This window comes from Belliella calami (genome assembly GCF_022549695.1).
GTDB lineage: Bacteria > Bacteroidota > Bacteroidia > Cytophagales > Cyclobacteriaceae > Belliella > Belliella calami.
The window spans coordinates 37,800-59,222 of sequence record NZ_JAKZGS010000011.1 but is presented as its reverse complement, the minus strand read 5'-3'; the positions used below and the strand labels follow the sequence as shown (position 1 = coordinate 59,222).

18 protein-coding genes are annotated in these 21,423 nt (G+C 37.8%); 8 read left to right on the top strand and 10 right to left on the bottom strand.

All coding sequences use genetic code 11. The features are described from left to right. The first annotated feature begins 9 nt into the window (after window positions 1–9). The 5 genes from lpxD to MM236_RS13210 are packed head-to-tail and all read left to right on the top strand — an operon-like array spanning window position 10 to window position 4,430. On the top strand, window positions 10–1,032 hold the full coding sequence (lpxD, locus tag MM236_RS13230) for a UDP-3-O-(3-hydroxymyristoyl)glucosamine N-acyltransferase (RefSeq protein ID WP_241275543.1): 1,023 nt from the start codon (window positions 10–12) through the stop codon (window positions 1,030–1,032). Window positions 1,033–1,071: 39 nt separating this feature from the next. Further along, complete coding sequence (locus MM236_RS13225) at window positions 1,072–2,466, top strand: bifunctional UDP-3-O-[3-hydroxymyristoyl] N-acetylglucosamine deacetylase/3-hydroxyacyl-ACP dehydratase (RefSeq protein ID WP_241275463.1); 1,395 nt, start codon at window positions 1,072–1,074, stop codon at window positions 2,464–2,466. Next, entirely contained in the window at window positions 2,463–3,242 is a 780-nt protein-coding gene (gene lpxA, locus MM236_RS13220) for an acyl-ACP--UDP-N-acetylglucosamine O-acyltransferase (RefSeq protein ID WP_241275462.1), read from the top strand. The genes MM236_RS13225 and lpxA overlap by 4 nt, the downstream gene beginning before the upstream one ends. A 3-nt stretch (window positions 3,243–3,245) precedes the next feature. Beyond that, complete coding sequence (locus MM236_RS13215) at window positions 3,246–3,881, top strand: ABC transporter ATP-binding protein (RefSeq protein WP_241275461.1); 636 nt, start codon at window positions 3,246–3,248, stop codon at window positions 3,879–3,881. 51 nt (window positions 3,882–3,932) lie between these two features. Then, entirely contained in the window at window positions 3,933–4,430 is a 498-nt protein-coding gene (locus MM236_RS13210) for a hypothetical protein (protein WP_241275460.1), read from the top strand. 92 nt (window positions 4,431–4,522) lie between these two features. Here the strand turns inward: MM236_RS13210 and MM236_RS13205 are convergent, their stop codons facing one another. Both MM236_RS13205 and MM236_RS13200 read right to left on the bottom strand, forming a co-directional pair. Beyond that, window positions 4,523–6,910 (bottom strand): endonuclease MutS2, encoded by a 2,388-nt coding sequence (locus MM236_RS13205; RefSeq protein WP_241275459.1) that lies wholly within the window; start codon window positions 6,908–6,910, stop codon window positions 4,523–4,525. After that, window positions 6,894–7,256 (bottom strand): DUF4296 domain-containing protein, encoded by a 363-nt coding sequence (locus tag MM236_RS13200; protein WP_241275458.1) that lies wholly within the window; start codon window positions 7,254–7,256, stop codon window positions 6,894–6,896. Before MM236_RS13200 ends, MM236_RS13205 begins: the two co-directional genes overlap by 17 nt. Window positions 7,257–7,346: 90 nt before the next feature. Here MM236_RS13200 and MM236_RS13195 point away from each other — a divergent pair, with 90 nt between their 5' ends. From MM236_RS13195 to MM236_RS13185, 3 genes are read left to right on the top strand one after another with little or no spacing between them, the layout of a single operon-like run. Beyond that, window positions 7,347–8,225 (top strand): DUF58 domain-containing protein, encoded by an 879-nt coding sequence (locus tag MM236_RS13195; protein ID WP_241275457.1) that lies wholly within the window; start codon window positions 7,347–7,349, stop codon window positions 8,223–8,225. After that, window positions 8,218–9,120: a hypothetical protein gene (locus tag MM236_RS13190; protein WP_241275456.1), complete on the top strand. Its 903-nt coding sequence runs from the start codon at window positions 8,218–8,220 to the stop codon at window positions 9,118–9,120. Before MM236_RS13195 ends, MM236_RS13190 begins: the two co-directional genes overlap by 8 nt. After that, on the top strand, window positions 9,107–10,153 hold the full coding sequence (locus tag MM236_RS13185; protein WP_241275455.1) for a vWA domain-containing protein: 1,047 nt from the start codon (window positions 9,107–9,109) through the stop codon (window positions 10,151–10,153). The genes MM236_RS13190 and MM236_RS13185 overlap by 14 nt, the downstream gene beginning before the upstream one ends. Before the next feature lie 1,066 nt (window positions 10,154–11,219). Here MM236_RS13185 and tnpA read toward each other — a convergent pair. The 8 genes from tnpA to MM236_RS13145 form a co-directional block, all read right to left on the bottom strand. After that, the gene (gene tnpA / locus MM236_RS13180; RefSeq protein ID WP_241275454.1) at window positions 11,220–11,672 is read right to left on the bottom strand and encodes an IS200/IS605 family transposase; all 453 of its coding nucleotides are present in this window, start codon (window positions 11,670–11,672) and stop codon (window positions 11,220–11,222) included. A 1,382-nt stretch (window positions 11,673–13,054) separates the two neighbouring features. After that, window positions 13,055–14,422 carry a cystathionine beta-synthase gene (locus MM236_RS13175; RefSeq protein ID WP_241275453.1) on the bottom strand — a complete coding sequence of 456 codons (1,368 nt, stop codon included), beginning with the start codon at window positions 14,420–14,422 and terminating at the stop codon, window positions 13,055–13,057. Between the two features lie 304 nt (window positions 14,423–14,726). Then, window positions 14,727–16,373 (bottom strand): putative ABC exporter domain-containing protein, encoded by a 1,647-nt coding sequence (locus MM236_RS13170; protein WP_241275452.1) that lies wholly within the window; start codon window positions 16,371–16,373, stop codon window positions 14,727–14,729. Then, a complete protein-coding gene (locus MM236_RS13165; RefSeq protein ID WP_241275451.1) occupies window positions 16,366–17,079 on the bottom strand; it encodes an ABC transporter ATP-binding protein in 714 nt (237 codons plus the stop codon). The genes MM236_RS13170 and MM236_RS13165 overlap by 8 nt, the downstream gene beginning before the upstream one ends. A gap of 50 nt (window positions 17,080–17,129) precedes the next feature. Further along, window positions 17,130–17,729 carry a hypothetical protein gene (locus tag MM236_RS13160; protein ID WP_241275450.1) on the bottom strand — a complete coding sequence of 200 codons (600 nt, stop codon included), beginning with the start codon at window positions 17,727–17,729 and terminating at the stop codon, window positions 17,130–17,132. Then, window positions 17,730–19,016, bottom strand: coding sequence for a hypothetical protein (locus tag MM236_RS13155; RefSeq protein ID WP_241275449.1), 1,287 nt, complete (start codon window positions 19,014–19,016; stop codon window positions 17,730–17,732). It abuts the gene before it with no gap. Between the two features lie 103 nt (window positions 19,017–19,119). After that, the gene (locus MM236_RS13150; protein ID WP_241275448.1) at window positions 19,120–19,533 is read right to left on the bottom strand and encodes a nucleotidyltransferase substrate binding protein; all 414 of its coding nucleotides are present in this window, start codon (window positions 19,531–19,533) and stop codon (window positions 19,120–19,122) included. Between the two features lie 372 nt (window positions 19,534–19,905). Next, on the bottom strand, window positions 19,906–21,348 hold the full coding sequence (locus tag MM236_RS13145) for a S1C family serine protease (RefSeq protein WP_241275447.1): 1,443 nt from the start codon (window positions 21,346–21,348) through the stop codon (window positions 19,906–19,908). Window positions 21,349–21,423 lie beyond the last annotated feature (75 nt).

Sequence of the window (21,423 nt, the reverse complement as noted above, 5' to 3'; positions counted from 1 at the left end):
TAATTCATGATGGAATTTACACTAGATCAGGTTGCATCGCTTCTGAACGGAAAGGTGGAAGGTGATGGATCTATAGTAGTTAATAGATTGGACAAAATTCAAGAAGGAAAACCTGGAGGAATCAGCTTTCTATCCAATGAAAAATACGAACAATTCATATATGAAACTGAAGCTTCAGGTGTGATCGTTTCGGAAAATTTTCAAGCACGAAAAAATCTAAAGACAACGCTGATTAGGGTAAAGGACGCATACGCTGGATTCACCCAAATCTTGGAAGCTTATGCCCAATTCACCAAAAACAGCAAGTCGGGAATAGAGGAACCATCTTTTATAGATCCTAGCAGTAGCATTGGGACTAATTTTTATAGAGGGGCATTTTCTTACATTGGTAAAAACAGTAAAATAGGCAATTCTGTAAAAATATATCCAAATGTAACCATAGGCGATAATGTCTCAATTGGAGATAATTGCATTCTTCATCCGGGGGTAAAGATTGCCAATGATGTAGTGATTGGTTCATTTTGTGAGTTTCATTCCGGTGTGGTCATAGGGTCAGACGGGTTTGGCTTTGCTCCCCTGGAAGACGGAACTTATAAAGCTATTCCGCAGATAGGAAATGTAATCATTGAAGATCATGTTAGTATTGGAGCTAACAGTACAGTAGATCGTGCTACCATGGGCTCTACCATTATCCGAAAAGGAGCCAAAATAGACAACCAAGTACAAATCGCCCACAATGTGGTAATTGGGGAGAATACGGTAGTGGCTGCTCAGGCAGGAATTTCCGGTTCTACTGAAATCGGAAAAAACTGTGTGATTGCAGGAAAAGCAGGAATCGTAGGACATTTGAAAATAGCAGACAAAACTACCATTGGAGCAAATACAGGCATAAGTAAATCGATTGTCGAACCTGGTCAAACTATATTGGGATACATGGGATTTGACTTGAAATTATTCTTAAAATCCTATGCAATTTTCAAAAATCTACCCATACTCCAAGACAGATTGAGAGAACTGGAAAAAAAACAATAAATTTACGCACGCAAACATTCAAGAAAGAGTCAAATACCTATGAGGGTAAAACAACATACAATTAAAAAACAAGTCACCGTATCTGGTGTTGGTCTCCACACCGGAGTGATTTCAAACATGACTTTTTTACCAGCACCTCCAAATCACGGTTATAAATTCCAGAGAATCGATATCGAAGGTATGCCTACCATCGATGCAGATGTGGACAATGTAGTGGATGTATCAAGAGGTACTACTTTAGAACAAAGTGGAGCGAGAGTATTCACTGTCGAACATGTTTTGGCTGCACTGGTAGGATTGGAGATTGATAATATATTGATTCAATTAGATGGTCCAGAACCCCCAATTATGGATGGTTCTTCTATTCAGTTTATTGAAATATTGGATAGTGCTGGTTTTGAAGAGCAAAATGCACTAAGAAGATTTTTTGAAGTTCCTGAGAGCATTACTTACAGAGATGCATCCAGAGAAGTAGAAATGGCAGCTTTGCCGTTGGATGACTATAGAGTGACAGTAATGGTGGATTATAATTCACCTGTGCTTGGGTCTCAACACGCTTCTATCACAGACATCAGCCAATTCCGGACGGAAATTGCTTCTTGTAGGACTTTTTGCTTCTTGCATGAATTGGAAATGCTTTATAATCAAAACCTGATAAAAGGAGGTGATCTGAACAACGCAATTGTCGTTGTAGATAGAGTTGTAGAGGAAAAAGAATTGGAACATTTGGCAAAAATGTTTAACAAACAAAAAGTCGAAGTCAGAAAAGAAGGGATTCTCAACAATGTCGAATTAAGGTACAAAAACGAACCTGCAAGACACAAACTCTTGGATGTTGTAGGAGACTTGGCCTTGGTAGGCAGACCGATCAAAGCCCAAATTCTTGCCGCTAGACCTGGACACGCTGCCAATGTAGCCTTCGCAAAAAAGCTAAAAAGAGCAATGGAAAAAGCTGGCCCAAGCCATATTCCACATTACGATCCAAAGCTACCTCCAGTAATGGATATTGCACAGATAAGCAACATCTTACCACATAGATATCCTTTCCAATTGCTTGATAAAGTTATATATTTGGACGAAACTGTAGTTGCTGGAGTTAAAAATGTTACCATCAATGAACCATTCTTTATGGGTCACTTTCCTGCCAATCCTGTAATGCCAGGAGTTTTACAAGTGGAAGCTATGGCGCAAACAGGTGGAATTTTGGTTTTGAGTACAGTTGAAGACCCTGAAAATTATTGGACTTATTTTTTAGGAATAGAGAACTGTAAATTTAGAAAAATGGTTGTCCCTGGTGACACCTTGGTATTCAAATGTGAATTACTTGCACCAATCAGAAGAGGTATAGCAAAAATGAAAGGCGAAGCCTATGTGGGCAACACATTGGTATGTGAGGCCGTTATGACTGCAAGTATTGTTAGAAAAGAATCATGATCAGCAATTTATCCCATATTAACGAGAGCGCTGCAATCGGAGAAGGCGTACAAATCGATCCTTTTACCATGATACACGAAGATGTGGTCATCGGAGAAGGTACTTGGATCGGATCGAACGTTACGATTTTTCCAGGAGCTCGAATCGGTAAAAACTGCAAAATTTTTCCTGGTGCTGTAATCTCAGCCATTCCTCAAGACTTGAAATTTCAAGGAGAGGAAACACTTGTAGAAATTGGTGACAATACTACTATCAGGGAATGTGTTACAATTAGCAGAGGCACTATCGATAAAAAAACCACAAAAATCGGAAGTAACTGTCTTCTAATGGCTTATGTACACATCGCACATGATTGCATTGTAGGTAACAATGTCATCATCGCAAATTCTGTCCAAGTAGCCGGACATGTCATTGTTGACGATTGGGCAATAATTGGTGGAAGCAGCGCTATACATCAGTTTGTAAAAGTTGGAATGCACTCTATGATTTCAGGTGGATCATTGGTGAGAAAAGACGTACCTCCGTTTACAAAAGCAGCTAGAGAACCGCTTAGCTATGCTGGAGTAAACAGTCTAGGACTTAGAAGAAGAGGATTCTCAAGCGAAACGATCAGTCATATTCAAGATGTTTATAGATTTTTATTCTTAAACAGCCTCAACAATAGCCGTGCGCTTGAAGAAATCGAAGTGAACCTTCCAGCAACAAAAGAAAGAGACGAGATTGTAAACTTTATTCGCTCATCGGAAAGAGGTGTCATGAAAGGTTACATCAACTAATTCATGATTGAGATCAAGCTTGAAAATGCCGCTAAAAGATTTCAGTATGAATGGATTTTCAGAAATCTAAGCTTAACTGTCCCTGCGGCATCAAAACTTGCTATCACCGGAAGCAATGGTTCAGGAAAATCAACATTGATAAAAGCAATTGCGGGTTTGAGTCCTGTCACAGAGGGCTCTTTGTCCTACTTTTTTGAAAAAAGAAAAATAACGGCAGAAGAAGTATACAATTATCTTACGATTTCCGCACCTTATCTGGAATTGCCGGAAGAATTTTCACTCGTGGAGCTTTTGAAATTTCACTTTAAATTCAAAAATGCTATTTCAGGGTTTTCTTTCGAAAAAATGATTGAAGAAATGTATTTAATCGGTCATGAAAACAAACCAATAAATCAATTTTCTTCAGGAATGAAACAACGGCTTAAGCTTGGTCTTTGCTTTTTTTCTCAAGTACCTCTAATTCTATTGGATGAACCTACTTCCAACTTAGATCAAAAAGGAGTCGATTGGTATTTGGATTTGATTCAGAGATTCGGGCTCAACAGAACGCTGGTAATTTGTTCAAACGACCCACGAGAATATCAATCCTGTGAAAATATAATTAACATTGAAGACTATAAGCTGAAGCAAAACCTTTGATAATTAGAGGATATCATTAAATTTACGATTGACAATTAATAAAACCCTATTATGAATAAATTCTTTATAAAGCTTCTTCTTGTTTCAGGCATTGGATTAGTTCTATTAAGCTGCAAAAAAAATGATGATCCAGCCCCTTCCAAAACTCCTGAAGAACTTGCAATAGAATCTCTAGCGGGGGAATCTTCTACTACATGGACAGTGGCTGGCGGAGGTCAAGTAGTTAGGGATGGAAGATCAGAGACTAACATTTACCAAAATTTTGAAATTACTTTTTCTGCCAACCAAAACAGTAAAACTTATTCTGTCAGCAATGGTGGTGATCTCTTTGACAGCTCAGGAAACTGGAATTTTGTAGCAAGCGACCTAACCAAAATCACCTTGGCAGGAACCAGACCTGCATCAGGACCTGAAATATCCCACACCAAACCTACAGTAAACGACCTAGTATTAGCATTCAGCATCGTAGCACCTGGAGCCGAAAACAAAGGAAACCAAGGAGCAGCTCTGGCTGGGAGCTATAGGTTTAACCTCAAGCGTAAACAGTAAGAACGATACAATATAAAGCATCAAAAAAAGGGTTGGGATTCTTACGATACCCAACCCCTTTTTTTCTCAAATAGAAAAAAAACTAAGCAAACCTAAGCTTTCATCTCAACCAATGTAACACCTGAACCTCCACGGTCGGCATGTTCATCTGATACTTTTGCTACTTGATTCATGTTTTTCAGGATGTTTCTTGTAATATCTTTCAGGATCCCATCACCTTTTCCATGAACAATCCTCAGATCCTTCATTCCCAACATATAGCCGTCATCAATAAAATTCTGAACCAAAGGAAGGATCTCTTCTCCCCTTTTTCCTCTGATATCCAAGTTTGGAGAAAAATCCATCATTTTGGCATTAGTATCGAATCCAGTTCTTTTGGCAAAAGACTTTTTCTCTTTCTTCATTTCCGTACTCGAAATCCGCTCTAGACGCTTGATTTTCACATTGGATTTCAAATCCCCAATACTTATTTCGATGTCTTTATTTTTAATTGCAAGCACCTCAGCTACAGCTCCGTTATCCTTCAGTCTTACAAAATCTCCCACTACAATCTCCCCATCTATAACCTTGATTTCCGGTGCTTTTTCAAAAACCTTTTCAGGCTTGATCTTAGATTTGAACGACTCCAAATCCGCCCTTAGCTTCTTAGTAGCTTCTTTGTCAGCTTTATTTTCTTTGATTGACCTGATAGTGGTTTCTATCTTTTTGTTTACCTCATCCAAAAGCTGCTTGGCTTCATTCTTGGCTTCTTGGATATATTGTTTCTTGTTAGAATCTATCGTTTCTTTCAGAGAATTGTACTCCTTCATTCTGATATCAAGAAGACGCTCTTTTTTGGCATTTTCATTGATCAACTGCTCATACCTGACTTTTTCATTTTCCAGCTTGTTGAGCATTTTATCATATCGTACTCGCTCCTCGCCAATATTTTCCTTTGCATAGTTGATGATCTCTTTGGAAATACCAATCTTCGAAGCTATTTCCAAAGCAAAAGAACTTCCAGGCTTACCAATCTCTAGTTGGTAAAGCGGTTCCAACTTATCGACATCATAGCGCATTGCTCCATTGACGAGGCCCTGATTTTTGGAAGCTATTTCCTTCAAGTTTCCATAATGGGTAGTAATCACACCATAAGCCCCTAACTTATTTAAAGAAAGCAAAATACCTTCAGCAATAGCTGCCCCAAATTGCGGTTCGGTACCTGTACCAAATTCATCAATAAATAATATCGTCTTTTTGTCCGCAAACTGCGTGAAATACTTCATACTCATCAAATGAGAACTGTATGTACTCAGATCATTTTCAATGTTTTGTTCATCTCCAATATCGATAAAAAAGTGATCAAAAATACTACACTTTGAATGGGAATCTACGGGCACAAGCAAACCACATTGAAGCATGTACTGAATCATTGCGACAGTCTTAAGCGTCACGGATTTACCTCCCGCATTTGGTCCTGATATTACCAGCAACCTTCTATTGTGGTCAAGTTGAATATTCAGTGGTATCACCTGCTTTCCCTGTTGCTTCAGAGCAAATTGCAATAGAGGATGAGTAGCATTGTACCACTCTATCTGTCTTTGTTTCTCGAGTATTGGACGTGAGGAATAGGTTTTAACAGCGAATTTGGCTTTGGCGCGGATAAAATCGACCAAACCCAAAAATTGATAAGCTTTTCTCAATTCCGGAATATATCCTCTAAGGAGATCAGTAAGTTGCGTAAGGATTTTCTGAATTTCCCGACGCTCCATATACTCGAGGTCTTTCAGTTCATTGTTTATATCCAAAACCTCTGCAGGCTCTAGGAATACCGTCTGACCAGTTGCTGATTCGTCGTGGATAAAGCCTTTGATCTTCCTTTTATTCTCTGCCAACACAGGAATAACCATTCTCCCTCCCCTTATAGTCACTGAAGCATCATCTGGTGTCAAACCTTGGGCTTTTGCCTCCCTAAAAATCCTGTCAAGGACTTTTCTCAATCTGCTTTCTTCATAAATAATCTGCGACCTGATCAAAGACAAATCCTTTGATGCATTGTTTCTGATTTTCCCTTTTTCATCAATGATTCTTTCAATAGCTTTCAGTAAAGTCTGATCTAGACTTACCAAGCCCAGTAGTTGATGCAAATTGGGATACTCTTCAGAAAACTTGTTAAAAAATGCAACGCAACCACTAAGAGTCATCAAAGAAAGCTTGATTTCGTGGAAGTCATCTTCATACAAAAAAGTACCTTCTATTTTTGCTTTTTCCAGATAGGGATAGATGTTGGTAAAATTCGATGATGGAAATGACTCCCCAGAAACCAAAATCTGCCTAAACTCTTCTGTCTGATCCAAAAGTCTTGTGATAAGCCTCAAGTCTTTTGAAAAATTCATTTTATCTACAAAATCGACACCAAGGGAGCTATTACACTCCGCTTTGATCAATTCTTTAATTTTATCAAAATTAATTTTGTCTTCTACACTATTGGGGTAAATCATCCGTCTCTTTCGTATTTCCTATTTTTTCTATTACATTAAGGGAATCTATTGCTCTGGCATAAATCCTATCTATCTTTCTAGGATGGGCCAAATAAAACTCCAAACTCTCGTGGAAAACTGTGTCAGAGACATTATGTTTCCTGAAAACATCTGTTTCCAACATAGGGTAAATAGTCCTTGAAGAATCATAATTGATTGGGAAGGTGCTCGCAAACCCTTCTGCAAGGTGGATATCGATCAAAACACTGACCATTTTGTCTTCATCCAAGACCCCTGAGGGAATATTTCCATCCTTACAGCCGTAAAGTAAAATGATAATTGGTATAATGAATATTAGCTTTTTCACGTTTCAAAATTAATACATTTAATAGAGATCATCATATAAATTTTATTATTCAAAAGACTGCCTTAAATTAGTCATCCGAAAACGACGAATATGAACCAACTGCTAAAGAAATTAAGAAAATATGAGATAATGATCCGAAAGGTAGCCAACAACCACCTTCAAGGAGATTATCAGTCAATTTTCAAAGGCGCTGGCTTGGAGTTTGATGATTTGAGACCTTACCAGTATGGAGATGATGTACGGACTATAGAATGGAAAGTTTCTGCCAAAGGCCACGGAACCTTCGTCAAAACATTCAAAGAAGATAAAGACCAATGTGTCTATTTCCTCTTGGACGTCAGTGGATCGCAAGATATTGGAGAAGTTGGCAGAAAAAAAATAGATCTTGGAAAAGAAATTGCGGGTGTGTTGACTTTGGCTGCGATCTTTGAAGGAAGCCAAGTAGCACTGATTTCTTATTCTGATGAAAAGGAAAAAATCATCTTACCAGGAAAAGGCCCAAAACAGGGTGTGAAAATCATAAAGGGTGTTTTCAACCACGAAAACAAATCCCTGAAGACAAATCTGAACGAAATGTTCACTTTTGCTCTCAACTTGATCAAAAAGAGGAGCATTGTTATCATCATTTCAGATTTTATCGATGAAGGATATGAAAGGCCATTCAAAGCACTTGCCGAAAGACATGATTTGGTAGCGATACAATTGACTGACCCTAGAGAATCCAAATTACCATCGTTGGGTATCATTCCCGTATATGACAAAGAACAAGGTAACACTACTTGGGTAAATACTGCATTTGGATCATTTTCCAAGAAAATCTCTGGAACTTTCACTACAGAAAGAGACCATCTGAAAAATATCTGCAAAAAAAACCAAATCAATTATCTAGGCATCGATACAAGACAAGATATCGTACTACCTTTGATCGAATTATTCAAAACTCGTAACAAAACCATGAAACGTGGCTAAAATTCGCATAATTTTACTCGGATTTGCAATCATGCTGATTTCAAGCACTTTGAGTTTGGGACAAGACTTGAAAGTGGAAGGTTATTTCTTGCAAGATTCAGCAAAACTTGGAGAGAGGATACCGTATGTCCTCAAGGCTACTTATGGAAAAGGATACAATATCATTTTCCCAGATTCTACTTATGACTTTAGTCCTTTGGTTTTTTTGGAAAAGAAAACCTACATCTCCAATACAAAAGAAGGTCAAACTTTGGATAGTGCAGTTTACTATCTGTCTAATTTCTCTTTAGATCCAGTACTAAAATTCTCCCTACCTGTTTACGAGATCCTCAAATACGACAGTATTACATACATGACTGACGAGGCCGACTTGGCACTCAAACTTACCATCAACCCACTTCCAGAAGAGCTTGCTTTCAAAGACAACAATGTGTATCAGCCTATTGAAAAGGATTTTAATTATCCACTATTGATAGGTATTTTGGTTGCTGCATTGATTGTGGTATCAGTTCTTCTCTTCTTCTTTGGAAAACCTATCCAAAAAAGATGGATTCTGTGGCTGGAAAAGCAGAAATACAAAAGATTCTTACTACGTTGGGAAAAGGCAGAAAAAGCTTTCTCCAGCAATCCTGATATGTCCAATGCAGATGAAATGCTGGGGTTATGGAAGGCTTACATGGAGCACCTCAAAAACAAACCTTTCAGAGAGTGGACTACTGTAGAGATTTCAGAATTCTTGGAAAACAAGGAAATCATCAAGGACTTCAGAGAAATAGAAATGATCATTTATGCCGGAAAGGAAGGCAAGGATATAGGACAAGCATGTCAGAACCTAAAGGGAATATGTGCGGATACCTATCAACAAAAAATTACCCAGAAAGATGAGCGCAAATAGTATATCTGATTTTTTATCCTTGTATTGGTTTTTTCCAGAAACGCTTCGTGGATTTGAATGGGAAAATCTATGGGCATTACACCTGATATGGGCTGTGCCCTTGCTGATGCTTTTGAGGAAATTCATAAAATTTCTCAAAAATCCTGTATTGGAAATCTCCCTTCCAAAAAGCGTTGCCCAAAGCAATCCTTGGACATATTTAAGATTGATCCCGACCCTTTTCTTTCTTTTGACCTTGTGGATGGTAGTGGTAGCACTTGCCCGTCCACAAAAGACCAACGAAAGGGTCGAGCAATACACGGAGGGGATAGATATCATGCTGGTGATGGATATTTCCGAGTCCATGGATTTGCAAGATTTCAAACCTAACAGGCTAGAAGCCGCAAAAGAAACGGCCATTGATTTTATAAACGGAAGGCTTGGAGATAGAATTGGAATGGTGATTTTCTCAGGAGAGGCGTATTCTTTGGCACCATTGACAACTGATTATGGCCTACTGACTGATTTAATCAAAGATATTTCCTTCAATATGATGGATGCGAAAGGAACAGCAATTGGAAGTGCGATTTCTTCAGGGACTAACAGAATGCGCGAAGCAGAATCAAAATCCAAAGTTATGATCCTTCTAAGTGATGGAGAGAACAATGCAGGGAATGTAGATCCTATTTTTGCAGCTGAATTGGCAACTGCTTTTGATATCAAGATATACTCTATAGCAGTAGGAAAAGATGGGATGGTTCCTTATGGTGTGGACTTTTTTGGAAGACCACAGATGATAGAAAGTTATTTAGATGAAACTACCTTGAGAGAAATCGCAAAGATTGGAGGTGGTCAATTCTACAGAGCTTCCGATGACAATGCATTAGAAAGGATTTTTGAAGAAATCGATACACTTGAAAAAGCTGAGATTATCGAATCCCGATACAAAGAAACCATGGATTATTATAGGGTTTACTTATTTTGGGGATTACTCTTCTTTTTTGTTTGGCTAGGAATGAAAAGCACGTTCTTTAACAATTTTTTGTTGGATTAAGGTATATCTTATTCATTTACCATTCAATTGCCCCTTCAGGGCAAGGTGGAGCTCTAGCCTATTTGGTCAATGGGTTTTACCCATTGTTAGTATCAAGTGCCCTTTCAGGGCAAGGAGGCACTAGTTTGGTAACACATTTATTCAATGGATTTTACCTATTGCTAATATCAATTGCCCTTTCAGGGCAAGTTGGAGCTCTAGCCTATTTGGTCAATGGGTTTTACCCATTGTTAGTATCAAGTGCCCTTTCAGGGCAAGGAGGCACTAGTTTGGTAACACATTTATTCAATGGGTTTTACTTATCGCTAATATCAATTGCCCTTTCAGGGCAAGACCGATCTAGCCTATTTGGTCAATGGGTTTTACCCATTGTTAGTATCAAGTGCCCTTTCAGGGCAAGGAGGCACTAGTTTGGTAACACATTTATTCATTGGGTTTTACTTATCGCTAATATCAATTGCCCTTTCAGGGCAAGGCCGATCTAGCCTATTTGGTCAATGGGTTTTACCCATTGTTAGTATCAAGTACCCTTTCAGGGCAAGGAGGCACTAGTTTGGTAACACATTTATTCAATGGGTTTTACTTATTTCTAATATCAATTGCCCTTTCAGGGAAAGGTGAGGCTTTAGTTCATTTTATCAATGGGTTTTACCCATTGTTAGTATCAAGTGCCCTTTCAGGGCATTTTGCATTTTACGATACTTCAAAAGTTTTAAAAGCTAGACATCTTTTTTCATTTGGATATAATCTAATAACCCTGAAAGGGTTAATGCTATTAACGATGGGTAAAACCCATCGAGATACCCAAGTTAGAATCTCCCAAAAAACCCTGAAAGGGTGTAGGAATCCAACGGTTAAAATTCACAGAAAAGAAAATGTTAAACCCCAAAAAACCTGAAAGGGTATAAGAATCTAAAAGTTACAATTCATTACAAAATAAGAGAATCTTAAAGTCAAAAACCCTGAAAGGGTTAGTGACGCTAACGATGGGTAAAACCCATCGATACCCAAGCCCGAATATCCGAAAAAAATCCTGAAAGGATGTAGGAATACGACCGAAACAAATTCAGTCCCAGACATATCTTTCATCATACTCAACTTTATATTTCTTTAGGAATGACCTGTATTCATCTTGAAAAGATTTTTTGGAATGGTGTTGATGTTGATTTTGAATGTATTTTACCACTATATCAATCTCGCTTGGATTTACAGAAAATGCACCATACCCATCTTGCCAATAAAATGAATCAAGGTCTTGATCTATTGTTTTCACCCATTTTGAAGATTTAGATTTCAATTCTTTTACAAACTCCATTAAAGCAATCTTTTTAGAGAGCATACACAATATATGAACATGATCAACATACCCACCTACAATAATTGGAGGTGATTCATAATGATTACAAATTCCTCCTAAATAGCTATGAATGCGGCTTTCAATATCTGGTTTAATAAGCGGCATTCTATGCTTAGTGCTAAATACAATATGGATATAATTTTTTACTAATGATTGTCCCATAAAACAAATCCCTGAAAAAGGGCTTTAGATTAAAAATACTGAGAAGAGAAGCTTAATTTTCGATGTACCAAATTACTTTGATATTATCTGTTTTAATGCTCCATTAATTTAATTTAAATGTTTTAAATTCCAAAATTGAAATTAACATCTTTTCAATAGCCCTTTCAGGGCTGGGGAGGTAGCGTGACGATACATTTATTCAATGGGTTTTACCCATTGTTAATATCAATTGCCCTTTCAGGGCAAGCGAATCTCTATGACTCTATTTGGTCAATGGGTTTTACCCAATGTTGTTATCAAATGCCCTTTCAGCAAGCGGAGCTCTTTGTCTATTTGTGCAATGGGTTTTACCCATTGTTGTTATCAAATACCCTTTCAGGGCAAGGAGGCACTAGTTTGATAACACATTTATTCAATGGGTTTTACTTATCGCTAATATCAAGTGATCTTTCAGGGCAAGGTGAGGCTTTAGTTCATTTTATCAATGGGTTTTACCCATTGTTAGTGTCAACTGCCCTTTCAGGGCATTTTGCATTTTACGATACTTCAAAAGTTTTAAAAGCTAGACATCTTTTTTCATTTGGATATAATCTAATAACCCTGAAAGGGTTAATGCTATTAACGATGGGTAAAACCCATCGAGATACCCAAGCGAGAATCTCCCAAAAAACCCTGAAAGGGTGTAGGAATCCAACGGTTAAAGTTCAAGGAAAAGAAAATCTTAAACCCCAAAAACCATGAAAGAATATAAGAATCTAACAGTTAAAATTCATTACAAAATAAGAGAATCTTAAACTCAAAAACCCTGAAAGGGTTAGTGACATTAACGATGGGTAAAACCCATCGATAACCAAGCTAGAATCTACCCAAAAAACCCTGAAAGGGTGTAGGAATCCAACGGTTAAAATTCACAGAAAAGAAAATCTTAAACCCCAAAAACCATGAAAGAATATAAGAATCTAACAGTTAAAATTCATTACAAAATAAGAGAATCTTAAACTCAAAAACCTGAAAGGGTTAGTGACATTAACGATGGGTAAAACCCATCGATAACCAAGCGAGAATCTCCCAAAAAACCCTGAAAGGGTGTAGGAATCTAACGGTTAAAATTCACTGAAAAGAAAATCTTAAACCCCAAAAACCATGAAAGAATATAAGAATCTAACAGTTAAAATTCATTACAAAATAAGAGAATCTTAAACTCAAAAACCCTGAAAGGGTTAGTGACATTAACGATGGGTAAAACCCATCGATAACCAAGCTAGAATCTCCCAAAAAACCCTGAAAGGGTGTAGTAATCGTCTGATTATAAAAAAAAACGCCTACCGAAAGATAGCATCTTTCAGTAGGCGTTCTATTCCTAGGAATCTAAAATCTTATCCTTACTTCGTAATAGCTTCTAATATATCATGTTTTGTAATTATGTGAATCTGATGTTTATCATCACGTACCAAAACAGCTTTTTCTTTGTCCACCATCGATGAAAGTACATCCAGCGTACTATCCAATGCCACAAATTTCATAGAGTCTTCCATAACTTCTGATACAGGAGAATCTTTGAGATTTGGGTTATCGATGATCTTGCTCAAAAGCTTGTTATCTGTAATACATCCGACAACATTTCCATTGTCCATTACTGGAATCTGAGAAATACTTGTACTATTCATCAATGCAATCGCTTCTCTTACTTTGTCTGATTTTTGGGTAACTACTAGCTGATAGCTTCCATTTCTAGATGCAATGATATCTCTTGCAGTTCCAAATGATCTATCTTCCAAGAAGCCATGATTTCTCATCCAATCATCATTATAAACTTTCCCCAAATACCTTGTGCCGTGGTCAGGAAGAATGATGACCATTCTATCTCCTTCTTTAAGGTGCTCCTTGGCATATTCCAAAGCTCCATGCACAGCCGATCCACATGACCAACCAACAAAAAGACCTTCTTCTCTCGACAACCTTCTTGTCATCACTGCCGAATCCTTATCAGTCACTTTCACAAAGTGATCGATCATGTCAAAATCTACATTTTTGGGCAAAATATCTTCACCAATACCTTCAGTCAGATATGGATAAACTTCATTTTCATCAAATATGCCTGTTTCTTTAAATTTTTTGAATACAGAACCATAGGTATCAATTCCCACAGTGATGATATCTGGGTTCTGCTCTTTCAAATATTTGGCAGTGCCACACATAGAACCACCAGTACCAACACCAGCAGCATAATGGGTAATTTTGCCTTCTGTATCTTTCCAAATTTCAGGGCCAGTAGTTTCATAATGCGCCTTCCAGTTGGATAAGTTATCGTACTGATTTGGGTAAAAAGAATTGGGAATATCTTTGTTCAATTTCCTTGCTACAGAATAATAAGACCTTGGATCTTCTGGGGACACATTAGTCGGGCAGACGATTACTTCCGCTCCTACAGCTTTAAGAATATCGATTTTTTCTTTTGACTGCTTGTCAGCCATGGTGAAGATACATTTGTACCCTTTGGCGATTGCTGCCAAGGCCAGCCCCATCCCAGTGTTACCACTTGTTCCTTCAATGATCGTCCCTCCTGGTTTCAGAATACCTTCTTTCTCCGCATCCTCTACCATTTTGATGGCCATTCTATCTTTCATAGAATTACCTGGATTAAAGTATTCCACTTTTACCAAAATCTCGCCTTTGATGCCCTGATTGACTTTATTCAGGCGGACCAAAGGTGTATTTCCTATTGTTTCAATTATTGAATTATAAATCATAAGATCGTTATTGCTAATTTGAATGCAAGTTACAAATATTTTTAAAGGGGATCGGTTGGGGTGTTGAATTTTAAAAATATTGTTTCATGACTATCCGCTTTCTTGCACCTAACCAAACAATAGATTATCGGATGAACGATTTATGTGTTGACTGTGAGCTTTTGTCCGCTGACGAGTATCCGCAACTTCAAAGCTACTTCTTACCCAACGTGCAACAATGCGGATACTCATATATTGTTTTGAAAGAATAAGGATCATCAAATTAAATATCCAAGGTAGTTAATTATAGAATTTTGCCCCAATATCAAAGCTCCTTAAACTCCACCCTTCTCACCAAATCCATCGCGACATGCAACATCACTGCTGTGACTATGAACATCCCCAGCGAAATACCCAACATCCCTAAGGCAAATTGTTTGGATACAATGTATACAAAAAAACCTCCGCCAATTGCTGGAAGTATTCCAAACATCAATACACCAATAATCAAAACAGGCTTAATCAACTTCCTGTCCCATCCTTCATCAAACCCTACATTCGTACAAAGTGTCATGGCAAATCCTGACATATAAAACGCAAGCATACAGAAGATAAATGTCGGAATCAACCAAAGGCTTAAAGATGCTATCAAAACTGTCGGTACGATCAATATAGTAGCAAAAATCAAAGTCTGCATCACATCCAGCTTGATCATGTTCCAGAACTTCGATGACCAACTTGCAGGTATCAGAATGAAAAAAGGCTTTTTCAAATCACCAACATTGTTTCTCCCCATCCCTGCAATAAAGTAGATGAAGATCAACATCAGCAAATAGAAATAGATCACCTGATGTGCAAACCAATCAAATTTAGAAAGTATTGCGAAAATTACCCCCAGTCCAGCAAAACCCAAACCATACAAGCCAAACAAAGGATGAAAATCTTGTCTGGAACTATGGACGTAATTCCTCCAATAGAGTGCTTCCCCACCAAATCCAAAGTTTGGAATATCTAATTGCTTTTTGGTGTTCAAACTCATGGTAGATTCCGAGGCTTGGCTTTTGCCTTTGGCTTTTTCTTTTAGCTCTTCTTTGGACTGGGTGGATTCCAACACATCTTCGTAATAGTATCCCGAATGTACCAAGACCAACTTGAGGATAATGAAAAAGGTAATCGCATAGACTGCAACAAACCCCAAGACAATCCAGACATTCTGATGTCCTGCAAACATTAATATTGCACGGCTCCAACCTATCAATGGGAAGAAATCAAACCATGGTGATGCTATCCAAAGAAACATTCCCTGCCAAAATTTTTCTGCCATCAATCCGGGAATCAGGATCATCAACCCCAGTATTATACCCAAAACAAAAACACCCGTCTTGAAATATCCAAGTATATTGTACTTGGTATGCAAAGTGTAAACCAAGAACTTGATGGGTGAAAGGATAAATATAAATAGTGCCAATCCTATCGCCATGATACAGATCTGCCAAACTTCTAAGTCAAAGGTCTCCACCAGTTGCGAACTGGCATAGATCATAAAGAAAACACTTCCACCAATAGCCGGCAAAAGTGACCTAATCATATAATAGACCAAGATATTGGCTGGTGAGGATGGCCCTGTAAATAAATAATTCACATCTGCCATACTAAAGAAACTCACATTCTTTTTGGTAGCCCTAAACAACTGGAAAACCAGAAATACCAATGCCAAAAAAGTCAAACCACCAACCAGAACAGCCATCCCATAATTTATATCAACAGCTCCTTCGGCTGCTTCTTGTAGCTTTTCAAGATCCTCAGGATTGACACTTTCAGAGGATTTTCTTGTTTTCCTAAAATAAAAAAAACTGAAATATCCCAACACAAAAATATAAGGCAAAAGTCTCAAAGGATTTTTGAGAATCAGCTTAATATTATTGATGATTATAAAGAAATCTTTTCGGAAGAGTAATTTTATTTCATTCATCTTTTGTCAATTCTAAGAATAAATCTTCCAAACTAGAATCATTTTCTTTCATTTGAATTTTGAGGTTTTCAAGTGTATCGTTACCGACTATATTACCATCTTTCATGATCATGATCCGGTCTGCAATGCTTTCTACACTATCGATCAAGTGAGTGCTTACCAAGATGGTCTTTCCCTGCTCTTTGAGTTCCTTGAAAATCCTTTTTGTATTCCTTATAGCTTTCGGATCCAAACCAATCATCGGTTCATCGAAAAATAAAATCTGAGGATCAGGAAGCAAGGCACAGCATATAGATACTTTTTGGCGCATTCCTTTTGACAAGTCTCTGCCTAACTTATCTTTTTTATCTGTCAGATCATAAGTTTCGAAGAGCACTTCACTTTTTTCTTGCCAGTTGTCTACTTTATATGCCTGGGCGATGAATTGCATGTGCTCTTTGACAGTCAGCAAGTCGTATACACTTGGAGTTTCAGGAATATAGGAAAAGAGTTTTTTTGCACCCACTTGCATGTGATCGATTCCACCAATATAGATTTCACCAGAAGTTTTCCTTAGCAAACCTACTATACATTTCATCGTTGTACTTTTCCCAGCTCCATTTGGCCCCAAAAGTCCAACCACTTCACCTCCTTGAAGCGAAAAAGTTATGTCATTCACAGCATTTGCCTTGCCGTATTTCTTAACTAAACCGATAACTTCTAGCATTTCTGATGTTTTTTTGAAAGCCCAATTTAACAATTAGGCATCAATATATACTAAAAAATCATTCCCACACGAATGAATAGATTGTTGAAAACAAATTTTTCTTCAAAAAGTGAGTCAAACCCTGGTGGAATTCCCTCGACGGTTGCGGATATACCTGAAGACAATCGCCCTTCATACGATCTGGCATATTGCTTCTTGAAGCCTATTGCAAAAGAATACTTATCATTCCCGGATTTATCCTTCTTTCTCAATCCAATGGCTGGACTAGCCATAAAACCTCCTTCATCCCAAGACTGAAACCCATTTTCTGTCTCTTTCTTCTGAAACCAAGCTGAACCATACCCGAGATCTAAACTGCTATATAAAGAATATTTTTTCTCAGGAGTTATGGTATGTTTCCAACCAAAACCAATCGGCATAAGGCTAAAATCAGGATAGGTATCAAATCCTACAAAAAACCCAATTGTATTGAGTTTATCGATTTGAACCCCATGGAAAGATTGTAATGAAAAATTTACTCTTTCACCTTCGTTACTTGTTCCAAGTAAGGCTCCAATCTCAGCATGATGAACATAAGAGCCAACTTCCCTTTGAGAATAGGAAAATTGGCTCGTAAAAAACAATACAGTAAATAATAAAAATAACCTCACTTAAACTACTATTGGATTTTTGACATTTATACAACTCAATTGAACCAGTTTGTGTGGCGTCGAATAATCAAACTGACAAACGCCATCAGGACCTATCACAATCAATGATTTGGGACCAGGAATGATATCCACAGATTTTAAAGATTTGAGATATTCAAGCTGATTCTTATCGATATTCATCACATCTGCTACATTGAAGCTTTTCAGCCCATGCTTACCTTCAGCCAAATACAAGTAATCTCCAGCAATCCCTAACCCGTGGGGATTTTCCATTGGATATGATTTTAGCAACATAGGTGAGTAAGGGTCTTCTATGTTAAGAATCTGAAGTTCATCAACTCCAAATCTACAATTAACGCCAGTTCTCAACGTAACAAAAGCATGTGTTTCATTGACCACCACAGGATCACAAGCAGTCACATGCTGATAGACTGACATTTGCTTAGGCTCTGAAGGAATACTTGCATCATAGATATGCATGCCTGTGTTTGAGCCTATAAATAGTTTGTTTTGAAAAGGAAAAATAGTCTCTATTCCCCAACCTAAATTGATATTTTTAAGAAAATCAGGATTATCTGATTGCTCTACATTGAAAACCCTAAGCGAATATTCATCTACTGCATAAAGGTGTGTATTCATCAATGTAAATCTTGCCATCGAGCCACCTTGCCCGTAGCTTTCTCCTCCACCTCTAGAAGCATCGGAATTCATGGCTAACATTCCTCCTCTATTCCAAAAAATATTACCCCAACCCCAGCCCCATCCGCGACTGAATTCAGAATCCATGGTCATAACTGTATCTTTCAATGTCATAAATGTCCCTGTACCTCTTTCGGTGTACATACTTTCAAAAACATCTTCCACCCTTTTTATTTGATGGATATTTCTTGGATTGCTGATATCAAAAACCAAAAGATCAAGATAATTATCAGCATAAAGCATATTGCTGTTCACTGCCAAGTCAACATTTCCAGGGATTTTGAGAAAATTGACAGTGATGGGGTTTGATGGATTTGAATTGTCAAGGATATGAATTCCTTTTTGTGGTTCGTTGATAAACAAAAAATCTCCATAGATATAAATCTTCCCAGGATTTTCCAGTTCCTTTCCTGGCTCAATCACAGCTTCAGTTGTTCTGAAATCATTCATCTGCAGATACACCGGGATCTGGGCCCTGTAAGTAAATGTACTTGTAGACTGATCCTGACAAGCTGGAAAAATGAAAATCGTCAATATTGAAAAGATCAGAAGATTGAGTTGGTTCGGAAATCGGAAGGTAGGTTTCATATCATAAATCGTTTTGAAAAAAGAGAATTAAGGAAATATTTTTAACGTATTTCTCTAAGACGTAAAATGTTATGCAAACGCTACAAGAGATTTGATTTAAAACTTATTCAAGCCTTTTTCCCATCTTCCTCTCGAAATTCTCAAACAACTTTACAAAAGAATTTATTATCCTATCTACCAATTCATTCTGGGTGTTTTCCGGATAAATGGGGTTGTACTTGATTCTCAGAATAATCATATCCAGCCAACCTTGGCCATCATCAATCAAATCTTCATGAAATGCTTCCACTGTAATATCTCTGGAACCACTAAACCCCGAGTGTCCTTGATTTCTGAAAAATTCTGTGATTGTCTTTAAGCTCAATTCATGAGTCAATTCAAATACCCGAACTATCTGGGCTTCTTGCTTGGCGTCTAAACCTTTGCTTTTTGCATTTTTGATCACAAATTTCAATTCTTCCAAAGCTTCTTGAAAGTCAGAATAACATTTTTCACAGGTCAAGGGTGCAGTTTTCATGGCTATTTTGTTTTCTTTCAAGATAGTTTTTTTTCTTTCAATCACCGAAAAAATCAGCTAAATATTTCTGTTTCTTGCAAAGCAATCAGAAGTCACATGTTGAAAGTAGTTAACACTTTTTTTGATTTTTCTTTATCCTCTTCATCTATTCAAATGCTACGTCAGGGCAAACGTTAAACTGAAATCTTTTTAGACATCGGGTCATAACCCGATGCTTGCTTTCAGGGCTATCTTGAGTCTCAAACCCCTCTCGCCTCTTGCTTCCTTTCTCTTGATTCTCAAACGCATCTCATCTCTAGTTTCACCCTTCATAACTATGTAATCTAGATCATTTCCCTTTCATCCTTCATCATTTCTCCTTCATCCTTCTACCTACCTTATGCTATAACTTTGCATAAAGGGCTGTCCATTTGATGCAAATCCTTCAAGAAGTAGTCTGCCATTGAATTTTTCCAAAAACGCCCCCACTTTTTCTGGATTAATGGCTGGGTCGCCATTTATTTGGGTTAGTACAAAGCCATTATTCAATCCCAAATCTCTCAAATATCCTCTCGTCAAGCCTACTATCTTCACGCCATAATCTACACCCAACCTATCTTTCTCAATTGCATTGATCGCTTCCAGACGAGCTCCCAACAACGCCGAGCTATAAAATTCCCTCTTAAGGACTCCCGTTCCTCCATCTAAATTTTGTAGTGTAAGTTCAGCATTTTTCATATCTGATTTTCTTTGGAATGTGAAGTTCAGACGGTCACCAGGATAATAATAAGACAAAACTTCCTCAAAGCTCCCTTTTCCAGTCACATTAAAATCTTCTATTTTTGTAATCACATCATTTTTTTGAATTCCAGACTTTTCAGCAGCTCCTCCACGAAGGACATTTGTGACAATAACCCCATCCAAGGTGTTTAATTTCATTTCCTCTGCGAGCTCAGGGGTAATCTCTACAACATCTACTCCTGGAAGCGCTTTCTGAACTTCTCTAAATTTGATCAGGTCATTGGCGATTTTCATTGCTATATCTACAGGTACTGCAAATCCATATCCAGTATATGACCCTGTCCTTGACAAAATCGCAGTATTGATTCCTACCAATTCTCCTTTGGTATTTACCAAGGCTCCACCTGAATTCCCTGGGTTGATTGGGGCGTCTGTTTGGATAAATGATTCCAAAGGAAAATCCCCTCCCAAGATATTTATCTGCCTCTCTTTTGCGGAAACTATTCCCGCTGTCACTGTTGAAGTCAAATTGAAAGGATTCCCAACGGCAATCACCCATTCGCCAATTCTCAAATCTCGGCTACTTCCTTGCTTTATAGCAGGCAAATTCCCTGCTTCTATCTTCAATACAGCAATATCAGTATTCTTATCTGTACCTATCAACTTCGCCTGGTAGGTTCTCTTTTGATGAACCACCTCAATAGTCTCTGCTCTATCGATTACATGATTGTTGGTAATAATATAACCATCCTGACTCAGGATAACCCCAGAGCCTGTGCTTACACGTTGATTTGGGCCCGTACCGAAGAAATAATCGAAAATCCCATACCGTTTGTAGTCTGTCCCTGAAAAATTCTTGATAAAGACAACAGAGGGTGTGCTTTTTTCGGAAGCTTCAATAAATGACACAGGAGAATTGGGGACATTTGTTTGAGATGTCTCAGTATCAAAATTAACCTGTTGTCTCTGAAATGACTCTTGATTAGGAAGAACGTTATCCTGCACTTGAGGAGTTGCCATAAATTCTTGGAACACCCAAGCCCCTCCAATACCGGCAAAGAAAGCGAGAACTAATAACTTGAAATTTTTCATCATCTAATTTTTACGATTATTCAATTTTTCGGTTAAATAGAAAAGTTAAATTATGTAAAAAAAACACCTATTTGCATG

Coding starts and splice junctions, on each gene's coding strand:
- MM236_RS13155 (WP_241275449.1), bottom strand. CDS start 19,016: ATGAAACCTACCTTCCGATTTCCGAACCAACTCAATCTTCTGATCTTT.
- MM236_RS13210 (WP_241275460.1), top strand. CDS start 3,933: ATGAATAAATTCTTTATAAAGCTTCTTCTTGTTTCAGGCATTGGATTA.
- MM236_RS13215 (WP_241275461.1), top strand. CDS start 3,246: ATGATTGAGATCAAGCTTGAAAATGCCGCTAAAAGATTTCAGTATGAA.
- MM236_RS13225 (WP_241275463.1), top strand. CDS start 1,072: ATGAGGGTAAAACAACATACAATTAAAAAACAAGTCACCGTATCTGGT.
- MM236_RS13205 (WP_241275459.1), bottom strand. CDS start 6,910: ATGATTTACCCCAATAGTGTAGAAGACAAAATTAATTTTGATAAAATT.
- MM236_RS13165 (WP_241275451.1), bottom strand. CDS start 17,079: ATGCTAGAAGTTATCGGTTTAGTTAAGAAATACGGCAAGGCAAATGCT.
- MM236_RS13170 (WP_241275452.1), bottom strand. CDS start 16,373: ATGAATGAAATAAAATTACTCTTCCGAAAAGATTTCTTTATAATCATC.
- MM236_RS13150 (WP_241275448.1), bottom strand. CDS start 19,533: ATGAAAACTGCACCCTTGACCTGTGAAAAATGTTATTCTGACTTTCAA.
- MM236_RS13195 (WP_241275457.1), top strand. CDS start 7,347: ATGAACCAACTGCTAAAGAAATTAAGAAAATATGAGATAATGATCCGA.
- lpxD (WP_241275543.1), top strand. CDS start 10: ATGGAATTTACACTAGATCAGGTTGCATCGCTTCTGAACGGAAAGGTG.
- lpxA (WP_241275462.1), top strand. CDS start 2,463: ATGATCAGCAATTTATCCCATATTAACGAGAGCGCTGCAATCGGAGAA.
- MM236_RS13145 (WP_241275447.1), bottom strand. CDS start 21,348: ATGATGAAAAATTTCAAGTTATTAGTTCTCGCTTTCTTTGCCGGTATT.
- MM236_RS13175 (WP_241275453.1), bottom strand. CDS start 14,422: ATGATTTATAATTCAATAATTGAAACAATAGGAAATACACCTTTGGTC.
- MM236_RS13185 (WP_241275455.1), top strand. CDS start 9,107: ATGAGCGCAAATAGTATATCTGATTTTTTATCCTTGTATTGGTTTTTT.
- tnpA (WP_241275454.1), bottom strand. CDS start 11,672: ATGGGACAATCATTAGTAAAAAATTATATCCATATTGTATTTAGCACT.